Source organism: Oceanibium sediminis (genome assembly GCF_003265325.1).
Lineage (GTDB): Bacteria > Pseudomonadota > Alphaproteobacteria > Rhodobacterales > Rhodobacteraceae > Halovulum > Halovulum sediminis.
This window is the reverse complement of sequence record NZ_QGNX01000001.1, coordinates 420300-438659: the sequence shown is the minus strand read 5'-3', so window position 1 is coordinate 438659 and position 18360 is coordinate 420300. Positions and strand designations below refer to the sequence as shown.

Here is an 18360-nt window from a genome sequence, read left to right as displayed (position 1 = left end):
TGACGCCGTGTGCGCGCGGCTTATGTCAAAGAATAATGGAACTGGGAGGTTACGAATGAAATATGCACTGACGATTCTCGGCGGGCTGGCGCTGTCCGGTACTGCCGCTCTTGCGGACGGCCATGCCTCGGGTGACGCGGCGGCGGGGGAGTCGATCTTCCGGCAGTGCGCATCCTGTCACGTCATCGCCAATGGCGACGAGGTCCTGGCGGGTCGCGGCAAGACGGGTCCGAACCTGTACGGCCTGTTCGGCCGGCAGGCCGGTACGGTCGAAGGGTTCGACTACGGCGACAGCATCGTGGCCGCCGGCCAGGCGGGGCTTGAGTGGAACGAAGAGGATTTCCTCGCCTACGTCGAGGATCCGCGCAGTTTCCTGCAGACCTACCTGGACGACAAGGGCGCGCGCTCGAAGATGAGCTTCCGCCTGCGCAAGGGCGGCGAGGATGTCTGGGCCTATATCGTCAGCATGGGCCCCGAGGTGACGAACTAAGACCAGCCGAAAGACCGGATTTCAAAGCCCCCCGCTGCGCGCCGCGCCGCGGGGGTTTCGTTCCTGGTTGTTTTGATTGCCTTGTTCGGGCGCGCGGCGTAATCGTTGCGATGCAATGACCGAAATTACGATGACTCCCAAGCCGCTGCTGCCCTGGAGCGGCCACTTCCGTGCGACCATGCGGCTTGCGATGCCGCTTGTCGGCGCCTTCCTGGCGCAGCAATCCTTGCAGCTTGGCGACACGATCATGCTGGGCTGGCTGGGGGCGGAACCGCTGGCGGCGGGGGTGCTCGGGTCCACCTTCTGGTTCATGGGGTTCATCATAGCGGTGGGCTTCAGCCAGGTGGTCATGCCCATGGTCGCCAGCGCCGAGGGCGAGGGCGACATCCGCGGCGTGCGCCGGGCCACGCGCATGGGCCTTTGGGCCGTCACCATCGTGATGGCGCTGCTGTTGCCGCTCTACTGGCAGACCGAGGCGATCCTGCTGGCCTTCGGGCAGGAGCCCGAATTGGCGGCCCTTGCGGACGACTACCTTGGCATCGCCATGTGGGCGCTGTTCCCGGCAGCCGCGGTGCTGGTGCTGCGCGCGCATCTGTCCGCGCTGGAGCGGCCGGGCATCGTGCTGTGGATCGCCATCGCCGGGGCGATCCTGAACCTCGGGCTGAACTGGGCGCTGATCTTCGGCAACTTCGGTGCGCCCCAGATGGGGATTCGCGGCGCGGCAACGGCGACGCTGATCACCAATATCGTGATGACCGGGATGTTGGTGGTCTATGCCCTCTGGCAGCAGGATCTGCGCAAGTACAACCTGTTCGTGCGCTTCTATCGCCCCGATTGGGGCGCATTGCGCGAGGTGTTCGTGCTGGGCTTGCCTGTCGCGGCGACGCTGCTGGCTGAGTTCGGGCTGTTCGCGGGCTCGACCACCATGATGGGCTGGCTGGGCACGGTTCCGCTGGCCGCGCATGGGATCGCGTTGCAGATCACCTCGGTCTTTTTCATGGTGCCGCTGGGGATCATGAGCGCGGGCACGATCCGGGTCGGCAACGCTTATGGGCGGCGCGATCCGGTGGGGCTGGACCGGGCGGCGAAGACGGTGCTGATCATGGGCCTTGCCTTCGCCCTGTTCGCGGCGCTGGTGCTGCTGACGGTGCCGGGGCCGCTGGTGTCACTGTTCCTCGACCGCGACGCGCCGGAGGTGGAGGCGATCCTGGCCATGGGCGTCAGCCTGCTGGCGGTGGCGGCGATCTTCCAGCTTGTGGATATCGCCCAAGTTATCTCGGCCGGGTTGCTGAGGGGCATCAAGGACACCCGCCGCCCGATGGTGATCGCGATCACCAGCTACTGGGTGATCGGCCTGCCGGTGGCCTATGTGCTGGGCTTCCCCCTTGGCTGGGGCGGCGCGGGCGTCTGGGCGGGGATGGCGATCGGGCTGGCCTATGCCGCCGTGATGCTGACGCTGCGCTTCATGCGCCGGGCGGAGCTGGGGCTGGTCTAGGCCCTCAGCGCCTTCGCCAGCGCGTGCCAGGAGGCTTTCGGCGTGCGTTCCAGCGTGTCGAAATCAACGTGGACAAGGCCGAAGCGCTTTTCATAGCCGAGCGCCCATTCGTAGTTGTCCATCAGCGACCAGATGAAATAGCCCGCGACCGGCACCCCGTCGGCTATCGCGCGCTGCACAGCGCCGAGATGACTGTTCAGGTAGTCGATGCGCGCGGGGTCGGGCACGGCGCCGTCCTGTAGCTCGTCGTAGGACGCCATGCCGTTTTCCGTTACGTAGATCGGCAGGCCGCTGTCGAACTCGCGGTGAATCCAGGTCAGGAAGTGGTGCAGCCCGTCGGGGTAGATTTCCCAGTCCATGGCGGTCTTGGGCAGGGGGCCGGGCACCTCCTCCAAATGAGGCCAGGGCTGGTCGGGGCGGGGCGCGATGCGTTTGCAGGTGTAGTAATTGACCCCCAGCCAGTCGACCGGCGTGGCGATGGTGTCGAAGTCGTCCTGCCAGCCGGTGGGCATATGCGGCCCGAGTCCCGCCAGCACGTCCGCCGGGTAGCCCTTCTTCAGAACGCCGGACAGGAACCAGCGGTTGTAATAGCCGTCATAGGTGCGCGCGGCCTGCGCCGCTTCGGGGCTGTCATCGGCGGGGAAAGGGTACTCGAAGTTCATCACCGCGCCGAGGTTGTCCATCCCCAGCGCGCGCATCGCCTGTATCGAACGCCCATGGGCCAGCAGCACGTGGTGCATGGCGCGGGCGGTGGCGCGGATGTCGCGCAGGCCCGGCGCGTGCAGGCCCATGAAGTGGCTGAGCCAGCCAACGCACCACGGCTCGTTGATCGGTGCGGCGGCGTGGACGCGATCCCCGATGCGGCCCATGATGAGCGTGGTGAAATCGGCGAACCAGTCGGCGATATCGCGGTTGCGCCAGCCGCCAAGGTCCGCCAGCGGCTGGGGCAGTTCCCAATGATAGAGCGTGGCGAAGGGCTTGATGCCCCGCTCCAGCATCCCGTCCACCAGCCGGTCGTAGAAGTCGAGCCCCTCGGGGTTGGGCGCGCCGCGCCCCTCGGGCAGGACCCGCGCCCAGGAGGTGGAGAAGCGGTAGGAATCAAAGCCCGCATCGCGGATCAGGTCGAGGTCCGACTCCCAGCGGTGGTAGTGGTCGCAGGCGCGTGCGCCATCCTCGGCCCTAACCACGTTGCCGGGGGTGGCGGCGAAACTGTCCCAGTGGGTCGGCCCCGCGCCGCCATGGGCGTGCCCCTCGATCTGGTAGGCGGATGTGGCGGCCCCGAATGTGAAGCCGTCAGGAAAAGCGCTGCGCGCGAAGGTGAGGCTGCTCAAGTCCGTGCTCCTTGTTCTGGGAAAAGGGGCCGGGGCCGGTGGACTGGCCTTGGATCATCTCCACCTCCCACAGCTCGGAAACGCCCGGCTCTGCGCGCCCTTCGATCTGGTCGATCAGCATCTGCGCGATGCGCTTGCCCGCTGCGCGGACCGAGGATTTGGTCGAGGTGAACATCGGCACCTCGCCCTGATTGGGCAGGAACCACAGCGCATCGTCATGGGTCACGACCGAAACGTCCTGCCCCAGTTTCAGCCCGCAGGCGGAAATCGCGCGGCTGATTCCCAGCGCCGTTATCAGGCTGGAGGCGAGGAACGCGCTGGGCGGTTCGGGCGATTTCAGAAGCTGCATCGCCGTCTGGAAGCCGTAAGGTTCGGTCATGTCGGCGCTGAACATCAGGCCGGGGTCGATGGTGATCCCTGCCGCGCCAAGCGCGTCCTCGTAGCCGATGCGGCGGCGGTGGGCGAAGTCCATCCGCTCCAGCCCGTTCAGCAGCGCTATGCGGCGATGGCCGAGGTCAATCAGCAGGTCCGTCGCCTTGTGGAAGGCGCGGCGGTTGTTGATGTCCATCCAGCTGTGGGGCTGCCGTCCGGCCGTGCGCCCGTGCACGATAAAGGGCAGGCCCAGATCCTCCAGCCATTCGATGCGGGGGTCCTGTGCCGCCGGGCCGTGGACGATCACCCCGTCGACGCTGCGTGCCGTGGCCAGGGCGGTATAGCTGGCGGCCTCCTCCTCGGCGGGGACGACGCTGATCAGCATGTTGTAGCCGGCCTGGGAATAGCTTTCGCCCGCACCGGCGATGAAGTCGGCGAAGATCGGGTTGATCATGTCATGCTCGCTTTGCGGCACCACGTGGCCGATCGCCATGGCGCGGCCCGTGGCGAGGCGCTTGGCGACGCTGTTGGGCACGTAGCCATGTTCGCGCGCGGCGGCGACGACGCGGGCGGCGGTGGCGGCGCTGACCTCCGGGTAGCCGTTCAGCGCGCGGCTGACGGTGGTGGGCGACAGGCCCAGGCTGGCGGCGAGTTCCTTGAGGTTCATCCGGCGTTCCGTTTTCTCAAACCGATTTGAATGTATTGCGTGAAACGCCTGTGAATCAAGCCGCCAGACCCGGTCCGGGATTGGAAACAGGGGCGAAATCAGTTGACAGGTCAAAAAACTGCTTACATTTTTCGAAGTAATCAAAGCGGTTTGAAAGCGTCGTCAACAGGACGCGGAATGAGAACCAGCCCCATAGCCGGGGTGAAACCTTGGGAGGTTTGTTATGAAATACAAGTTGTTAACCTGTGCCGCCGCGCTGGCCATTTCCGCTGGCGCTGCCCGTGCGGACAGCCATGTTTCCTTGCTGTTCGCCCCGGGCGAGGATTCGACCTTCAACTGGCAAAGTTACGAGGATTTCGCCGCCGCGCATGATCTGAGCGGCCAGACCATGACGATGACCGGCCCCTGGACGGGCGCGGACAAGGAATTGGTGGAAAGCGTCACCGCCTATTTCACCGCCGCCACAGGCGCGACGGTGAACTACTCCGGCTCGGAAAGTTTCGAGCAGGATATCGTGATCGCAGCGCAGGCGGGCTCGGCGCCGAACATCGCCGTCTTTCCGCAGCCGGGGCTGGCCGCAGACCTCGCCTCGCGCGGGTTCCTGACGCCGCTGGCAGATGGCACCGGCGACTGGGTGCGCGACAACTACGCCGCCGGTCAGTCCTGGGTCGACCTAGGCACCTATCCTGATGCGAACGGGGACGATCAGCTGTTCGGCTTCTTTTACAAGGTCGATGTGAAATCGCTGGTCTGGTACGTGCCCGAGGCCTTTGAGGAGGCAGGCTACGACATCCCCGAGACGATGGAGGAACTGAAGGAACTGACCGACCAGATCGTGGCCGACGGCGGCACGCCCTGGTGCATCGGTCTCGGGTCCGGGGCCGCGACGGGCTGGCCCGCGACGGACTGGGTCGAGGACATGATGCTGCGCACCCAGGATCCGGCCACCTATGACGCCTGGGTCGCGAACGAGATCCCCTTCGATGACCCCGCAGTGGTGGGGGCGATCGAGGAATACGGCTATTTCGCGCGCAACGACGACTACGTGAACGGCGGTTCGGCGGCGGTGGCGAACACCGACTTCCGCGACAGCCCGGGCGGTTTGTTCACCTTCCCGCCGGAATGCTACATGCACCGCCAGGCGTCCTTCATTCCCACCTTCTTCCCCGAGGGCACGGAAGTGGGGCTGGATGTCGATTTCTTCTACTTCCCCGCCTATGAGAGCAAGGACCTGGGCAAGCCGGTGCTGGGCGCGGGAACGCTGTTCGCGGTCACCAACGACAGCCCGGTAGCCCATACCTTCATCGAGTTCCTGAAAACGCCCATCGCGCATGAGGTGTGGATGGCGCAATCCGGCTTCCTGACGCCGTTCAGCGGTGTCAATCCAGAAGCCTACGCCAGTGACACCGCGCGGGCGCTGGGCGACGTGCTGCTGGGCGCGACCACCTTCCGCTTCGACGCCTCGGACCTGATGCCGGCAGAAATCGGCGCGGACGCCTTCTGGAAGGGCATGGTCGCCTATACCGGCGGCGAGGATGCCGCCTCTGTCGCGAAGACGATCCAGGACCGCTGGGACTCGATCCAGTAGGCGCGGCAGTGCCAAGCGGTGCCCGCCTCGACGCGGGCATCGCCCTGATAACAAAACGGGAGGAAGGATGTCATGAGTCCGCTGCTTCAGGGTGTGCTGACGATCGTGATCGGTGTTGGTGGATGTGTCGGCTACTTCTATTTCGCCAACCTCATCCTTGATAAGGTCATCTTTCCGACCAAGGGCCCCAACCCGGGGCGCAACATCAATCGCGCCAACCAGGTGCGCCCCTGGCTGTTCCTGTTTCCCGCGATCTTCGCGCTGGGGCTTTACCTGGTCTACCCGGTGATCGGCTCGTTCTACCGCTCGCTGTTCAACCGCGCGGGGGATGAATTCATCGGTGGGGGCAACTACGCCGCGCTGTTGGCGGACGACGGGTTCCGCACCAGCCTGTTCAACAACTTCCTCTGGGTGATCTTCGTCCCGGCGGGTGCGACCTTCTTTGGCCTTCTGGCGGCGCAGCTGACCGACCGGCTGAAATGGGGTAACATCGCCAAGTCGCTGATCTTCATGCCGATGGCGATCAGCTTCGTGGGCGCCTCGCTGATCTGGAAGTTCGTCTACGCCAATGACGCGGATATCGGCATGATCAACGCCGTGCGAGAGATGCTGGGCGCGGAAAACCCCGTCGACGTGTTGCAGATCCCGTTCTGGAACAACTTCTTCCTGATGGTGATCCTGATCTGGATCCAGACCGGCTTTGCCATGGTGATCCTGTCCGCAGCCCTGCGCGGCGTGCCCGAGGATACGATCGAGGCGGCGATCATCGACGGGGCGAACCCGTTCCAGATCTTCTTCAAGATCAAGGTGCCGCAGATCATGGCCACCATCGTGGTGGTCTGGACCACGATCACCATCCTGGTGCTGAAGGTCTTCGACATCGTCTACGCGACGACCGGGGGCAACTTCGGCACGGAAATTCTGCCAAGCTACATGATGTCTTACATGTTCCGCGACGACGGGCGGGCCACTGCCGTCGCCTTCGTGATCATGTTGATCGTCACCCCGGTGATGATCTGGAACATCATGCAAGCGCGCAAAGAAATGCGCTGAGGGGGATCGGACATGGACAATATCGCAGGGCAGAAATCGGCGCTGAGCTGGGCCACGAACATCGCCGTCGTCTTCATGGTGCTGGTCTGGCTGATCCCGACCGTGGGGCTTTTCGTCTCGTCCTTCCGGGACCGGGACCAGATCTCGGCCTCCGGCTGGTGGCAGGCACCCTTCTCGGTCGAACTGACGTTCCGCGGCCGCGCCCCGGTGGAGGAGGCGACCCAGGACGGCAGTATCTGGGTGATCGAGGGTAACATCTTCGAGGATGAGGAGGTGCAGGCCGCCTTCAGCTCCGGCGATGGCACCGTCACCGCCTTCGGCGACTCGGGCCGCGCCCCGGCGGAGTATCCGGCGGGCACAGTGGCGGAGCTGGACGACGGGCAGACGCTGAGCGTGGCGCCCGACGGTGCGTATCGCTTCACCTCGCCCGAGGAATTCGGGCGGCGGGGCCCGCGGATCTATTTCGCCGCCGACACGCCGCCGCAGTTCACGCTGGACAACTATCGCAACGTGCTGACGGCGGACAACATGGACCGCGCCTTCATCAACACGCTGACGGTCACGATCCCGGCGACGATCATCCCGATCCTTGTCGCCGCCTTCGCCGCCTATGCGCTGGCGTGGATGCAGTTCCCGGGACGGGGCTTGCTGATCGCCGCCGTGGTGGGCCTGCTGGTGGTGCCCCTGCAACTGGCGCTGGTGCCGATGCTGAACCTGCACAACGCCATCGGCGTGGGGCAGAGCTTCCTTGGCATCTGGATGGCGCACACCGCCTTCGGGATGCCGCTCGCGATCTACCTGCTCAGGAACTACATGGTCGGCCTGCCGCGCGACATCATCGAATGCGCCAAGGTGGACGGGGCGACCGACTTCGAGGTGTTCACCAAGATCGTGCTGCCGCTGAGTTTCCCGGCGCTGGCCAGTTTCGCGATCTTCCAGTTCCTGTGGACCTGGAACGACCTGCTGGTGGCCAAGGTGTTCCTGCCCTCGTCCGACGAGAGCAAGGTGATGACGGTGAAGATCGCCGATGACCTGCTCGGCTCGCGCGGGGGGGACTGGGGGATCCTGGCGACGGCGGCCTTCGTGTCGATTGCGGTGCCGCTGGTCGTGTTCTTCACGATGCAGCGCTACCTGGTGCGCGGCCTTCTGGCCGGCTCGGTCAAGTAACTTGGAAGGACAGACGACGTGAATATGGTTTTCCCCACCGGGGACATCAGCAACCTGAAGCCCGACCCCGACTGGTGGCGGGGCGCGGTGATCTACCAGATTTATCCCCGGTCCTACCAGGACAGCAACGGCGACGGGATCGGCGATCTGTCGGGCGTCATCCACCGGCTGCCTTATGTGGCCAGCCTTGGGGTGGACGCGATCTGGCTGTCGCCTTTCTTCACCTCTCCGATGCTGGATTTCGGCTATGACGTCAGCGATTATCGCAACGTGGACCCGATGTTCGGCACGCTGGGGGACTTCGATGCGCTGATCGCGCGCGCCCATGAACTGGGGATCAGGCTGGTGATCGACCTGGTGCTGAGCCACACGTCCAACCAGCACGCGTGGTTCCAGGAAAGCCGGTCCAGCCGGGACAACCCCAAGGCGGACTGGTACGTCTGGCGCGACCCGAAACCCGACGGCACGCCCCCCACCAACTGGCTGAGCGTCTTTGGCGGGTCCGCCTGGCAGTGGGACGGCACGCGGCGGCAGTATTTCCTGCACAACTTCCTGAAGGAGCAGCCCGACCTGAACTTCCACGAGCCCGAGGTGCAGGACGCGCTGCTGGACGTGGTGCGCTTCTGGCTGGACCGGGGCGTGGACGGGTTCCGCCTGGACACGGTGAACTTCTACATCCACGACAAGGAATTCCGCGACAACCCCCCGCTGGAGGAGTCGCAGCGCAACGCATCCATCGCGCCGGAGGTGAACCCCTACAACTTCCAGCAGCACTTGTATGACCGCAACCAGCCCGAAAACGTCGCTTTCCTTGAGCGGATGCGCGCCCTGATGGACGAATACCCCGACATCACCAGCGTGGGAGAAGTGGGCGACGCGCAGATCGGGCTGGACATCGTGGGTGAATACACCGCCGGGGATAACCGGTTGCACATGTGCTATGGGTTCGACTTCCTCGGGCCAAACCCGATCACCGGCACGCGCACCGCGCAGGTGATGCAGCGCTTCGAGCAGAAGGCGCCGGACGGCTGGTCCTGCTGGGCCATGTCCAACCATGACGTGGAGCGCCACGCCAGCCGCTTCAACCTGGGCGACAAGGGCCTGCGGCTCTACGCGGCGCTGATGATGTGCCTGCGCGGGTCGGTCTGCCTGTACCAGGGCGAGGAACTGGGGCTGACCGAGGCCTACGTGCCCTTCGAGGAATTGCAGGACCCTTACGGCAAGGAGTTCTGGCCCAAGTACAAGGGCCGGGACGGGTGCCGCACGCCCATGGTCTGGTCCCCCGACGGCCCATTCGGCGGCTTCACCGACACCAAGCCCTGGCTGCCGGTCGCGATGGAGCATCTGCCCAAGTCCGTGTCCAGCCAGGAGGGGGACAGCGACTCGATGCTCAACTTCTATCGCAACCTGATCGGCCTGCGCCGGATGCGCCCGGTCCTGCAAAAGGGCGCGATGGAGGTGGTGGAGGCGAGCGACACGGTCATCGCCTTCACCCGCGAGCAGGCGGGCCAGGCGCCGATGTACTGCGCGTTCAACCTGTCGAACGCGGCGCAGATCGCCCCTTTGCCGGAAGGATCCTGGGCCGAGATCGGCGGCCTCGGGTTCGAAATAAAACAAGACGGCCGGCAGGTCCTTCTGCCACCGTTCCAGGCGTTCATCGCCGAAGGATAAAAGGGAGGAAAGAATGGCAACGCTCAAGCTGACGGATGTCGGCAAGTCCTACGGCAGTGTTGAGGTTCTGCGGAACATCAACCTGGATATCGACACCGGAGAGTTGATCGTTTTCGTCGGCCCCTCGGGGTGCGGGAAATCCACGCTTCTGCGCATGATCGCCGGGCTGGAGACGATTACCGCGGGCGAGTTGCAGATCGACGGCGTTCGGGTAAACGAAACGCCCCCCGCACAGCGCGGCATCGCCATGGTGTTCCAGACCTACGCTCTTTATCCGCATATGACCGTGCGCGAAAACATGGCCTTCGGCCTGAAGATCGCGAAGAAGCCGAAGGAGGAGATCGACGCCGCCATCGCCAACGCCTCGCGGATCCTTCAGCTTGAGCCCTACCTTGACCGTCTGCCCAAGGCGCTGTCGGGCGGGCAGCGCCAGCGGGTCGCCATCGGGCGCTCCATCGTGCGCGATCCCAAGGTGTTCCTGTTCGATGAGCCGTTGTCGAACCTGGACGCCGCGTTGCGGGTCGCCACACGGATCGAGATCGCGCAGCTCAAGGAATCCATGCCCGACAGTACGATGATCTACGTCACCCACGACCAGGTGGAAGCGATGACCCTGGCCACCCGCATCGTGGTGCTGGAAGGCGGCGGTATCCGCCAGGTCGGTGCGCCGCTGACGCTGTATGAAAAGCCCTGCAACACCTTCGTGGCGCAGTTCATCGGCTCGCCCGCGATGAACATCATGTCGGCGAAGGTGACCGGCACGGGGGCCGAGACCACCGTCGTCACCGACAAGGGCGGGCATGTCACCGCGCCGATCCCCTCGACCGAGGCGGACAACGGGCAGCCTGTGCAACTGGGCGTTCGCCCTGAGGATTTCGTGGAAACCGACGGCGAGGACTACGTTTTCGAAGGGGCCGTGAGCGTCATCGAGGCGCTGGGCGAGACGACCAACCTCTACTTCGAGACGGAAAGCGGTGAGCCGAATTTCATCGCCAAACTGCCCGGCATCCGGGAAATCAAGCGCGGTGACGTCATCCGACTGACCGCGCCGCCCGAAAAGATGCATCTTTTCGACATGGACGGGGAATCCTACCTCTACCGCTAGGGACCTGCCGTTTGCTAACACCTGAAACCGGAGGGTGCGGTCGCGCCTCTCCGGTTTTCATCTGAAGGAGCGTCGCCTTGATCCCCGCCATCATGCACTACCAGTCCCGCGAAGAGCTGAACGCCGACCTGGCCGAGATCGTCGCGCGTGAGCTTGCCGAGGGCGTGGCCGCCCGTGGCCGCGCAACGCTGGCCGTGCCCGGCGGCACCACGCCGGGCCCCTTCCTGCAAGCGCTGAGCGCCTGGGACATTCCCTGGGACAAGATCACCGTCATGCTGACGGACGAGCGGTTCGTGCCCGAATCCTCGGACCGCTCGAACACCCGGCTGATCCGCGGCACGCTGTTGCAAAACCGCGCCGCCGCGGCGCGGTTCGTGCCGTTTTATGCAAAGGGCGATGCGCCCGAGGACGTGATCGACGATCTGATCGCGGATGTGTCCGCCGCGCTGCCGCTGGATGTCTGCGTGCTGGGCATGGGCGAGGATATGCACACCGCCTCGATCTTTCCCGGTGCGGACCGACTGGACGAGGCGCTCAGCGATGACGCCCCCGTCCTGCTGCCGATGCGCGCCCCCGGCGCGCCGGAGCCGCGCATGACGTTGAGCGCCCCGGTCCTGCGCGCCGCCCGCGCGCTGCACCTGCTGATCATGGGTGAGGGCAAGAGCCACGCGCTGGAAGCCGCGCTGAAGGAAGGCCCCGCGTCCGAAGCCCCGGTACGCGCGGTGCTGTCCGCGCCAGAGCCGATCACCGTGCACTACGCCGATTGACGCTCGACCCCGCCGCATGGGCCGGGTAGACCGCCCGACATGACGATGACCGGCCTTCTTCCCTCGGGCGCGCCCTACCTACCGCCGACCGATCCGCTGTGTGTGCTGCACGCGGATGACAGCCTGCTGCTTGTCGACAAGCCCGCTGGCCTGCTGTCCGTCCCGGGCAAGGCCGACGGTTTGGAGGATTGCCTTGAAGCGCGGGTGAAGGCGGCCTTCCCGGATGCGCTGCTGCTGCATCGGCTGGACATGGACACCTCCGGCGTGATGGTCTTCGCGCGCTCTCGGCTCGCGCAGCGGCACCTGCACAAGCAGTTCGAGGGGCGGGTGCTGGAAAAGAGCTACCTCGCCATGGTCTGGGGCACGCCGGGGGCGGAGCGGGGCCGGATCGACGCGCCGCTGATCTGCGACTGGCCGCGCCGACCCTTGCAGAAGATCTGCGCGGAAACGGGCAAGCCCTCCGTCACCGACTGGGAACTGGCCGGGCAGGGGCCGCATGGCGCGCGCCTGGCGCTGACGCCGCTGACCGGGCGCTCACACCAGATCCGGGTGCACCTGCTGTCCATCGGCCACCCGATCCTTGGCGACCGTTTCTATGCCCCGAAGGACGCGCTGGCCGCCGCGCCGCGCCTGATGCTGCACGCCCACCGCCTGCGCCTGCGCCACCCCGAGGGCGGCGCCTGGGTCGAATACGAAGCGCCCGCGCCGTTCTGAACCCTGCTCAGACGCGCGGCTCCAGCCAGGCAGCGCCCCGCACGCCGGAACTGTCGCCATGCACGTTCTGCAAAAGCCGGGTGCGGAACCTGTCGCCGAAAACATGGGCCTCGATCAGCGGCGGCACGGTCTCATAGAACCTCGCGACGTTGGACAGCCCGCCGCCGAGCACGATCACGTCCGGGTCGATCACGTTGACCAGCGTGGCTAGCGCGCGGCCGAGCCGATCCTCGAACCGGCGCAGCGTTTCCTCAGCCGCGGGGTCGCCCCCGGCGGCCGCGGCGATCACATCGGGGGCCTTGGGGCCATTGTCCGGGTCTAGGCCGATCCGCCGGGCGTGGTCCGCCGCAAGGCTCGGTCCGGACAGCCAGGCTTCCGTGTGCCCCCGCACCCCGCAGGAACATTCGGGCCCGGGGCGCTCGTCATCCATCGGCATCGGCAGGGGGATGTGCCCCCATTCGCCGCCGATGGCGTTCGCCCCCTCGATCACCTGCCCATGCACCACAAGCCCGCCGCCGACCCCGGTGCCGAGGATCGCGCCGAAGACCACCGGCGCGCCCTTGCCCGCGCCGTCCACCGCCTCGCTCAGGGCGAAGCAGTTGGCGTCATTGGCGATGGCGACCGGACGGTCGAGCGCGTCGCGCAGGTCTCCGCGCAGGTCCTTGCCGTGCAGCCAGACCGAATTGCCCATGGTCACATGCCCGGTTTCCCGGTCGACCGAGCCCGGCACGCCGATGCCGACGTTCGTCGCCCGCTGACCGGCGTCCTTCTCAAGCCGGTCCATCAGCCCGGCAATGGCGCGTATGCCGCCGTCGTAATCGTGACGCGGCGTCGCGACCCGGCCCGTGGCCAGCGTGTTCCCCTGATCGTCCAGGGCGATCCCGGCAATTTTCGTGCCGCCGTAGTCGAACCCAATACGCATGACGCCACCCCTGTTGCTGGGTTAAGATTTTAACGGGTAAACACGTAGGTATAAACCGTATTCCGTGAAACAGTTGCGGGCGTTCCGGGGGAATTGACCGCCAGTACCCGATCTGCGAAAGCCAAGTATTGTCTGACCAAAGGATTACACCCATGACCGGCCTGACGGCAGTTCTGATGAACGACACCCGGCCCAACAATCACCATGGGTGCTCGCGGGTGATGGATGTCATCACCGAGAAACTGGCCGCGCGCGGCATCGCGGTCATCGGCAGCGCGCCGGTGGGCAAGCCTTGGGACAACAACGAGAATTTCCTGGAAGCCCTGCGCCGCGCCGATGTCGTGGTGATCAACGGCGAAGGCACGATGCACCACGGCGCGCGCAAGGGCGCGCAGATGCTGCAAGTGGTCGAACATCCCGACAGGGGCAACACGCCGGTCTTTCTGATCAACACGCTCTACCAGGACAATCCGCCGTTCTGGCGGCGCTACCTGCGGGCGATGGCGGGGGTTTCCGCCCGCGACAGCCGCAGCGCCGCCGAGATGAGCGCCGTTTCCGGGCGCGAGGTCGGCTTCTGCCACGACCTGTCCCTGTGCGGTTCGGACCTGACCGGGGACGAGCGGCGCTCCGGGGTGCTGGTGGGGGAAAGCGTGCTGCGCGAGGTGTCCTCCGGGCTGGCGCAACTGGCGGAAAACGCGCTGGGCGACCGGCGGATCGCGATCAAATGGGTCGAGCATCCGCCCGCGCGGCGGCTGCGCCTTGGCGCGCGGCAGATGTTGGAAGACGCCGGGCTTGGGCGGTTCTTCTACACCCAGCCGATGCTGCGCCGTGTGCCGACCGTTGCCGAGTACGCCCATGAACTGCGTCGTGCGGAGTTGCATGTCACGGGCCGTTTCCACGGTGTCTGCTTGTCGATCGCCACGGGAACGCCGTTCCTTGCAGTGCGCTCCAACTCCTGGAAGATCGAAGCGCTGCTGGAGGATACCGGCCTTGGGACGGACCGGCTGGTGGACCTGGATGCGCTGCCACGGGCGGCGCGCGACCCGGCATTCCACCGCTTCTCCGAGCAGGAAGCGGCGCTGGTCGCCAAGGCGGTCTCGGAGGGGCAGGCGCGGTCCGACGCGCTGTTTGACGACATCGCCAAAGCCGCGAAGGGCTGATCCGCAAAAGAAAAGCGCCGCGAGTTTCCCCGCGGCGCCCGTATTGTTGATCAGGAAGGGCGCTTACGCGTCTTCCTTGATCTCCTCACCGGTTTCCTGGTTCACGACCTTCATCGACAGGCGCACCTTGCCGCGGTCGTCAAAGCCCATGAGCTTGACCTTCACGTCCTGGCCTTCCTGGACAACGTCCTTCGGGTGGCCGACGCGCTCGCTCGACATCTGGGAGACGTGGACCAGCCCGTCACGCTTGCCGAAGAAGTTCACGAAGGCGCCGAAGTCCATGATCTTGACGACCTTGCCGGTATAGATCTGGCCGATCTCGGGCTCTGCCACGATGGAATGGATCATCGCGCGGGCCTTCTCGATGGCTTCGCCGTTGGGTGAGGCGATCTTGATGGTGCCGTCGTCGTTGATGTCCACCTTCGCGCCGGAGGTTTCCACGATCTCGCGGATGACCTTGCCGCCCGAGCCGATCACTTCACGGATCTTGTCGGTGGGAACCTGCATCGTTTCGATGCGCGGCGCGTGGGTCGAGAATTCCTGGCGACCTTCGCTCAGCGCGTTGGCCATCTCGCCCAGGATGTGCAGGCGACCGTCCTTGGCCTGTGCCAGCGCCTGTTCCATGATCTGCGGCGTGATGCCGGCGACCTTGATGTCCATCTGCAGCGAGGTGATGCCCGCTTCCGTCCCGGCCACCTTGAAGTCCATGTCGCCGAGGTGATCCTCGTCGCCAAGGATGTCGGTCAGAACGGCGAACTTGCCGTCGTCTTCCAGGATCAGACCCATGGCGACACCGGCAACCGGCGCTTTCAGCGGCACGGCGGCGTCCATCATCGACAGCGATGCACCGCAGACCGTGGCCATGGAGGACGAGCCGTTGGATTCCGTGATCTCGGACACCAGGCGGATCGTGTAGGGGAAGTCGGTCGCGGCGGGCAGAACCGCCTGCAGCGCACGCCATGCCAGCTTGCCGTGGCCGATTTCGCGGCGGCCCGGGCCCATGAAGCGGCCGGCTTCACCGACCGAGTACGGCGGGAAGTTGTAGTGCAGCAGGAAGTTCGAGCGCGACTCGCCGTGCAGCGCGTCGATGATCTGCTCATCGTCGCCGGTGCCGAGCGTGGTCACGACCAGGCCCTGCGTCTCACCACGGGTGAACAGCGCGGAGCCGTGCGTACGGGGCAGCAGGCCCACTTCGGACACGATCGGGCGCACGGTGGTCAGGTCACGACCGTCGATCCGCTTGCCGGTGTTGATGATGTCGCCACGCACGACCGAGGATTCCAGCTTCTTGATGGCAGAGCCGAGGTTCTTGTCCTCAAGCTCTTCCTCGCTCAGGCCGGCCTTGATCGTCTCACGCGCGGTAGAGATGGCGGCGGTGCGCTCCTGCTTGTCGGTGATGGCGAAAGCCTTGCGCATCGCATCTTCGCCCAGCGAGCAGACCTTGGTGTAGAGGTCGGCATAATCCGGAGCCTGGAAGTCGTACGGCTCTTTCGCCGCGTCCTTGGCCAGGTCCACGATCATGTCGATCACGGGCTGCATCTGGTCGTGGCCGAATTTCACGGCGCCCAGCATTTCCGCTTCGGACAGCTCGTAGGCTTCCGATTCGACCATCATCACGGCGTCTTTCGTGCCGGCAACGATCAGGTCGAGGCGCTGCTCGGGGTTCTCGCGCAGCTTGTCCATGTCATCGACAGCGGGGTTCAGGATGTAGTCGCCATCCACGAAGCCGACGCGTGCACCCGCGATCGGGCCACGGAAGGGCGCGCCGGAAATCGTCAGCGCGGCGGAAGCGGCGATCATGCCGACGATGTCGGGATCGTTTTCCAGGTCGTGGCTCAGCACGGTGATGATGACCTGCGTCTCGTGCTTGAAGCCGTCGACGAACAGCGGGCGGATCGGACGGTCGATCAGGCGCGAGGTCAGCGTCTCTTTCTCGGTCGGGCGTGCTTCCCGCTTGAAGAAGCCGCCGGGGATCTTGCCGGCCGCGTAGTACTTTTCCTGGTAGTGAACCGAGAGCGGGAAGAAATCGAGCCCGGGCTTGGGCTGCTTTTCATAAACGACGGTGGCCAGCACCGAGGTTTCGCCATAGGTCGCCACCACGGCGCCATCGGCCTGACGGGCCATCTTGCCCGTTTCCAGCGTCAGGGTGTCATGGCCCCATTCGATGGATTTTGTCACGATATCAAACATGTATGTTCCTCTCGCGGGGCTGCCCCTTGGCAGTCGTCCGCATGTGTCCCCCGTTACATCTCATCCTGACTGCCGGACCCGGGGACGGGGGCGCGGCGCCCTTTCGGACATGTGCTGCGGGGATCTTGGGGCGCGCAGCACACCGCCCCTGATACGATCCGGCGCGCCCCGTTGGGCGCGCCGGACCAGTGTGTTCTTAGCGGCGGATGCCGAGTTTTCCGATGAGCATCTTGTAACGCTCCTCGTCCTTGCGCTTCACGTAGTCAAGCAGCTTGCGGCGCTGGGCCACCATCATCAGCAGACCCCGACGCGAGTGGTTGTCTTTCTTGTGGGTCTTGAAGTGCTCGGTCAGCGTCGAGATACGGCTGGTCAGGATGGCGATCTGCACATCCGGCGAACCGGTGTCGCCGTCTTTCGTGGCGTATTCCCTGATCAGCTTTTCTTTCAGCTCTGGCGTAATCGACATCGAATGCTCCTTCTTTGGTTCGGAGGGATCAAAACGCGTCCTCGGCGGCCACAGCCGGGATGTCGTCCAGCAGGGTCGGCCCGAAACGCGTGGCGCCCGCTGGTTTTGCGGGCGCTGGCGGGTATATGGCGCAAAACCACGCCGAAGGAAAGAAAAAACGTGACGTGGTCCGGCGGCGCGGCAGGGGCGAAGAGGCCCTGCGGCGGGGCGCACTTCCCTGTTATACTTGCATCCGCCACAGCGGGAAGGGGGGCAGTATGAAAATCGGTATCATGGGCGCGGGCGGCATCGGCGGCTACCTCGGCGCGCGGCTGGCGCAGGCGGGGCATGACGTGCGCATCGTCGCACGCGGGGCGCATCTTGCCGCGATCCAGTGCAATGGCCTGCGGCTGGAAAGCCCGCACGGCGATTTTCATGCGCGGGACGTTCAGGCGACCGACAACCCGGGTGACATCGGCCCGGTGGATATCGTCATCTTCGCGGTCAAGCTGAAGGACACGGAACAGGCCGCGAAGGACGTGGCCCCGATGATCGGGCCGGATACCCGCGTCGTGACCCTGCAGAACGGGATCGACAGCAAGCGGCTGATCGCGCGTTTCGTACCCGAGGGGCAGATCGCCGCCGGGATCATCTACCTTGCCGCGCATATCGGCGCGCCCGGCGTCATCGTGAACCCCGGCGGTATCCACAAGTCGGTGATCGACGCGATGGAAAGCGATCCGGTGATGGCCGAGTTCCTGGAGGCGGCCGCCACCCTTGTGGGGGCCGATGTGACCGGCACTAACGATATCGGGCATGTCATCTGGGAAAAGTTCGTGGCGCTGTCCGCGTTTTCGGCGGTGTGCTGCATCGCGCGCCAGCCGGTGGGTGTGATCTATGCCAGCCCGCCCTTGCTGGACCTGTTCCGCGACACCCTGGCCGAGAACGTCGCCGTGGCGCGGGCGATGGGGCAGCGCTTCGATGACGCTCATGTCGAGCGGGTGGTCGAGATGTTGTCGCACCAGCCCCATGGGCAGAAGGCGTCAATGCTGATCGACCTGGAGGCGGGCAAGCCGCTGGAGCTGCCCTGGCTCGCGGGCCGGGTCAGCGAACTGGGCAAGGAGCAGGGGGTGCCGACGCCGATCAACACGACGATTTTCGCCGCCCTGTCGCCCTATATAGACGGTCCGCCGAAAAGCGGGGGGTAGTGTGGCGCGGAATCA

The 18360-nt window shown here is 65.4% G+C and carries 16 protein-coding genes; 11 read left to right on the top strand and 5 right to left on the bottom strand.

Annotated elements, in window-relative coordinates; all coding sequences use genetic code 11:
* Positions 1 to 55 precede the first annotated feature (55 nt).
* Positions 56 to 490, top strand: coding sequence for a c-type cytochrome (locus DJ029_RS02155; protein ID WP_112320676.1), 435 nt, complete (start codon positions 56 to 58; stop codon positions 488 to 490).
* A 130-nt stretch (positions 491 to 620) separates the two neighbouring features.
* Positions 621 to 1985 (top strand): MATE family efflux transporter, encoded by a 1365-nt coding sequence (locus tag DJ029_RS02150; RefSeq protein WP_232822935.1) that lies wholly within the window; start codon positions 621 to 623, stop codon positions 1983 to 1985.
* Here the strand turns inward: DJ029_RS02150 and DJ029_RS02145 are convergent.
* Together DJ029_RS02145 and DJ029_RS02140 are read right to left on the bottom strand one after the other, a co-directional pair.
* A complete protein-coding gene (locus DJ029_RS02145; RefSeq protein ID WP_112320674.1) occupies positions 1982 to 3316 on the bottom strand; it encodes a GH1 family beta-glucosidase in 1335 nt (444 codons plus the stop codon). The genes DJ029_RS02150 and DJ029_RS02145 overlap by 4 nt on opposite strands.
* Entirely contained in the window at positions 3279 to 4355 is a 1077-nt protein-coding gene (locus DJ029_RS02140) for a substrate-binding domain-containing protein (protein ID WP_112320673.1), read from the bottom strand. Before DJ029_RS02140 ends, DJ029_RS02145 begins: the two co-directional genes overlap by 38 nt.
* A gap of 223 nt (positions 4356 to 4578) precedes the next feature.
* Here DJ029_RS02140 and DJ029_RS02135 point away from each other — a divergent pair, with 223 nt between their 5' ends.
* From DJ029_RS02135 to DJ029_RS02105, 7 genes are all read left to right on the top strand, one after another.
* On the top strand, positions 4579 to 5943 hold the full coding sequence (locus tag DJ029_RS02135; RefSeq protein WP_112320672.1) for an ABC transporter substrate-binding protein: 1365 nt from the start codon (positions 4579 to 4581) through the stop codon (positions 5941 to 5943).
* A gap of 72 nt (positions 5944 to 6015) precedes the next feature.
* Positions 6016 to 6996, top strand: a complete 981-nt coding sequence (locus DJ029_RS02130; RefSeq protein WP_112320671.1) for a carbohydrate ABC transporter permease — start codon at positions 6016 to 6018, stop codon at positions 6994 to 6996.
* A 12-nt stretch (positions 6997 to 7008) separates the two neighbouring features.
* Entirely contained in the window at positions 7009 to 8163 is a 1155-nt protein-coding gene (locus tag DJ029_RS02125) for a carbohydrate ABC transporter permease (RefSeq protein WP_112320670.1), read from the top strand.
* Between the two features lie 24 nt (positions 8164 to 8187).
* Entirely contained in the window at positions 8188 to 9834 is a 1647-nt protein-coding gene (locus DJ029_RS02120) for an alpha-amylase family glycosyl hydrolase (RefSeq protein WP_112320669.1), read from the top strand.
* 13 nt (positions 9835 to 9847) lie between these two features.
* Entirely contained in the window at positions 9848 to 10939 is a 1092-nt protein-coding gene (locus DJ029_RS02115; RefSeq protein WP_112320668.1) for an ABC transporter ATP-binding protein, read from the top strand.
* 92 nt (positions 10940 to 11031) lie between these two features.
* Positions 11032 to 11706: a 6-phosphogluconolactonase gene (gene pgl / locus DJ029_RS02110; protein ID WP_112321308.1), complete on the top strand. Its 675-nt coding sequence runs from the start codon at positions 11032 to 11034 to the stop codon at positions 11704 to 11706.
* A 45-nt stretch (positions 11707 to 11751) separates the two neighbouring features.
* Positions 11752 to 12420 carry a pseudouridine synthase gene (locus DJ029_RS02105; RefSeq protein ID WP_112320667.1) on the top strand — a complete coding sequence of 223 codons (669 nt, stop codon included), beginning with the start codon at positions 11752 to 11754 and terminating at the stop codon, positions 12418 to 12420.
* Between the two features lie 7 nt (positions 12421 to 12427).
* On the opposite strand, the gene DJ029_RS02100 is transcribed toward DJ029_RS02105, so the two are convergent.
* Complete coding sequence (locus DJ029_RS02100) at positions 12428 to 13342, bottom strand: ROK family protein (protein WP_112320666.1); 915 nt, start codon at positions 13340 to 13342, stop codon at positions 12428 to 12430.
* A 152-nt stretch (positions 13343 to 13494) separates the two neighbouring features.
* On the opposite strand from DJ029_RS02100, the gene DJ029_RS02095 reads away from it, so the two are divergent.
* Positions 13495 to 14502: a polysaccharide pyruvyl transferase family protein gene (locus DJ029_RS02095; protein ID WP_112320665.1), complete on the top strand. Its 1008-nt coding sequence runs from the start codon at positions 13495 to 13497 to the stop codon at positions 14500 to 14502.
* 63 nt (positions 14503 to 14565) lie between these two features.
* Here DJ029_RS02095 and pnp read toward each other — a convergent pair whose 3' ends face one another.
* Complete coding sequence (pnp, locus tag DJ029_RS02090) at positions 14566 to 16692, bottom strand: polyribonucleotide nucleotidyltransferase (RefSeq protein ID WP_112320664.1); 2127 nt, start codon at positions 16690 to 16692, stop codon at positions 14566 to 14568.
* A 196-nt stretch (positions 16693 to 16888) separates the two neighbouring features.
* Positions 16889 to 17158, bottom strand: coding sequence for a 30S ribosomal protein S15 (gene rpsO, locus DJ029_RS02085; protein ID WP_112320663.1), 270 nt, complete (start codon positions 17156 to 17158; stop codon positions 16889 to 16891).
* Between the two features lie 257 nt (positions 17159 to 17415).
* On the opposite strand from rpsO, the gene DJ029_RS02080 reads away from it, so the two are divergent.
* Positions 17416 to 18345 carry a ketopantoate reductase family protein gene (locus tag DJ029_RS02080; protein ID WP_157966234.1) on the top strand — a complete coding sequence of 310 codons (930 nt, stop codon included), beginning with the start codon at positions 17416 to 17418 and terminating at the stop codon, positions 18343 to 18345.
* Positions 18346 to 18360: the final 15 nt, after the last annotated feature.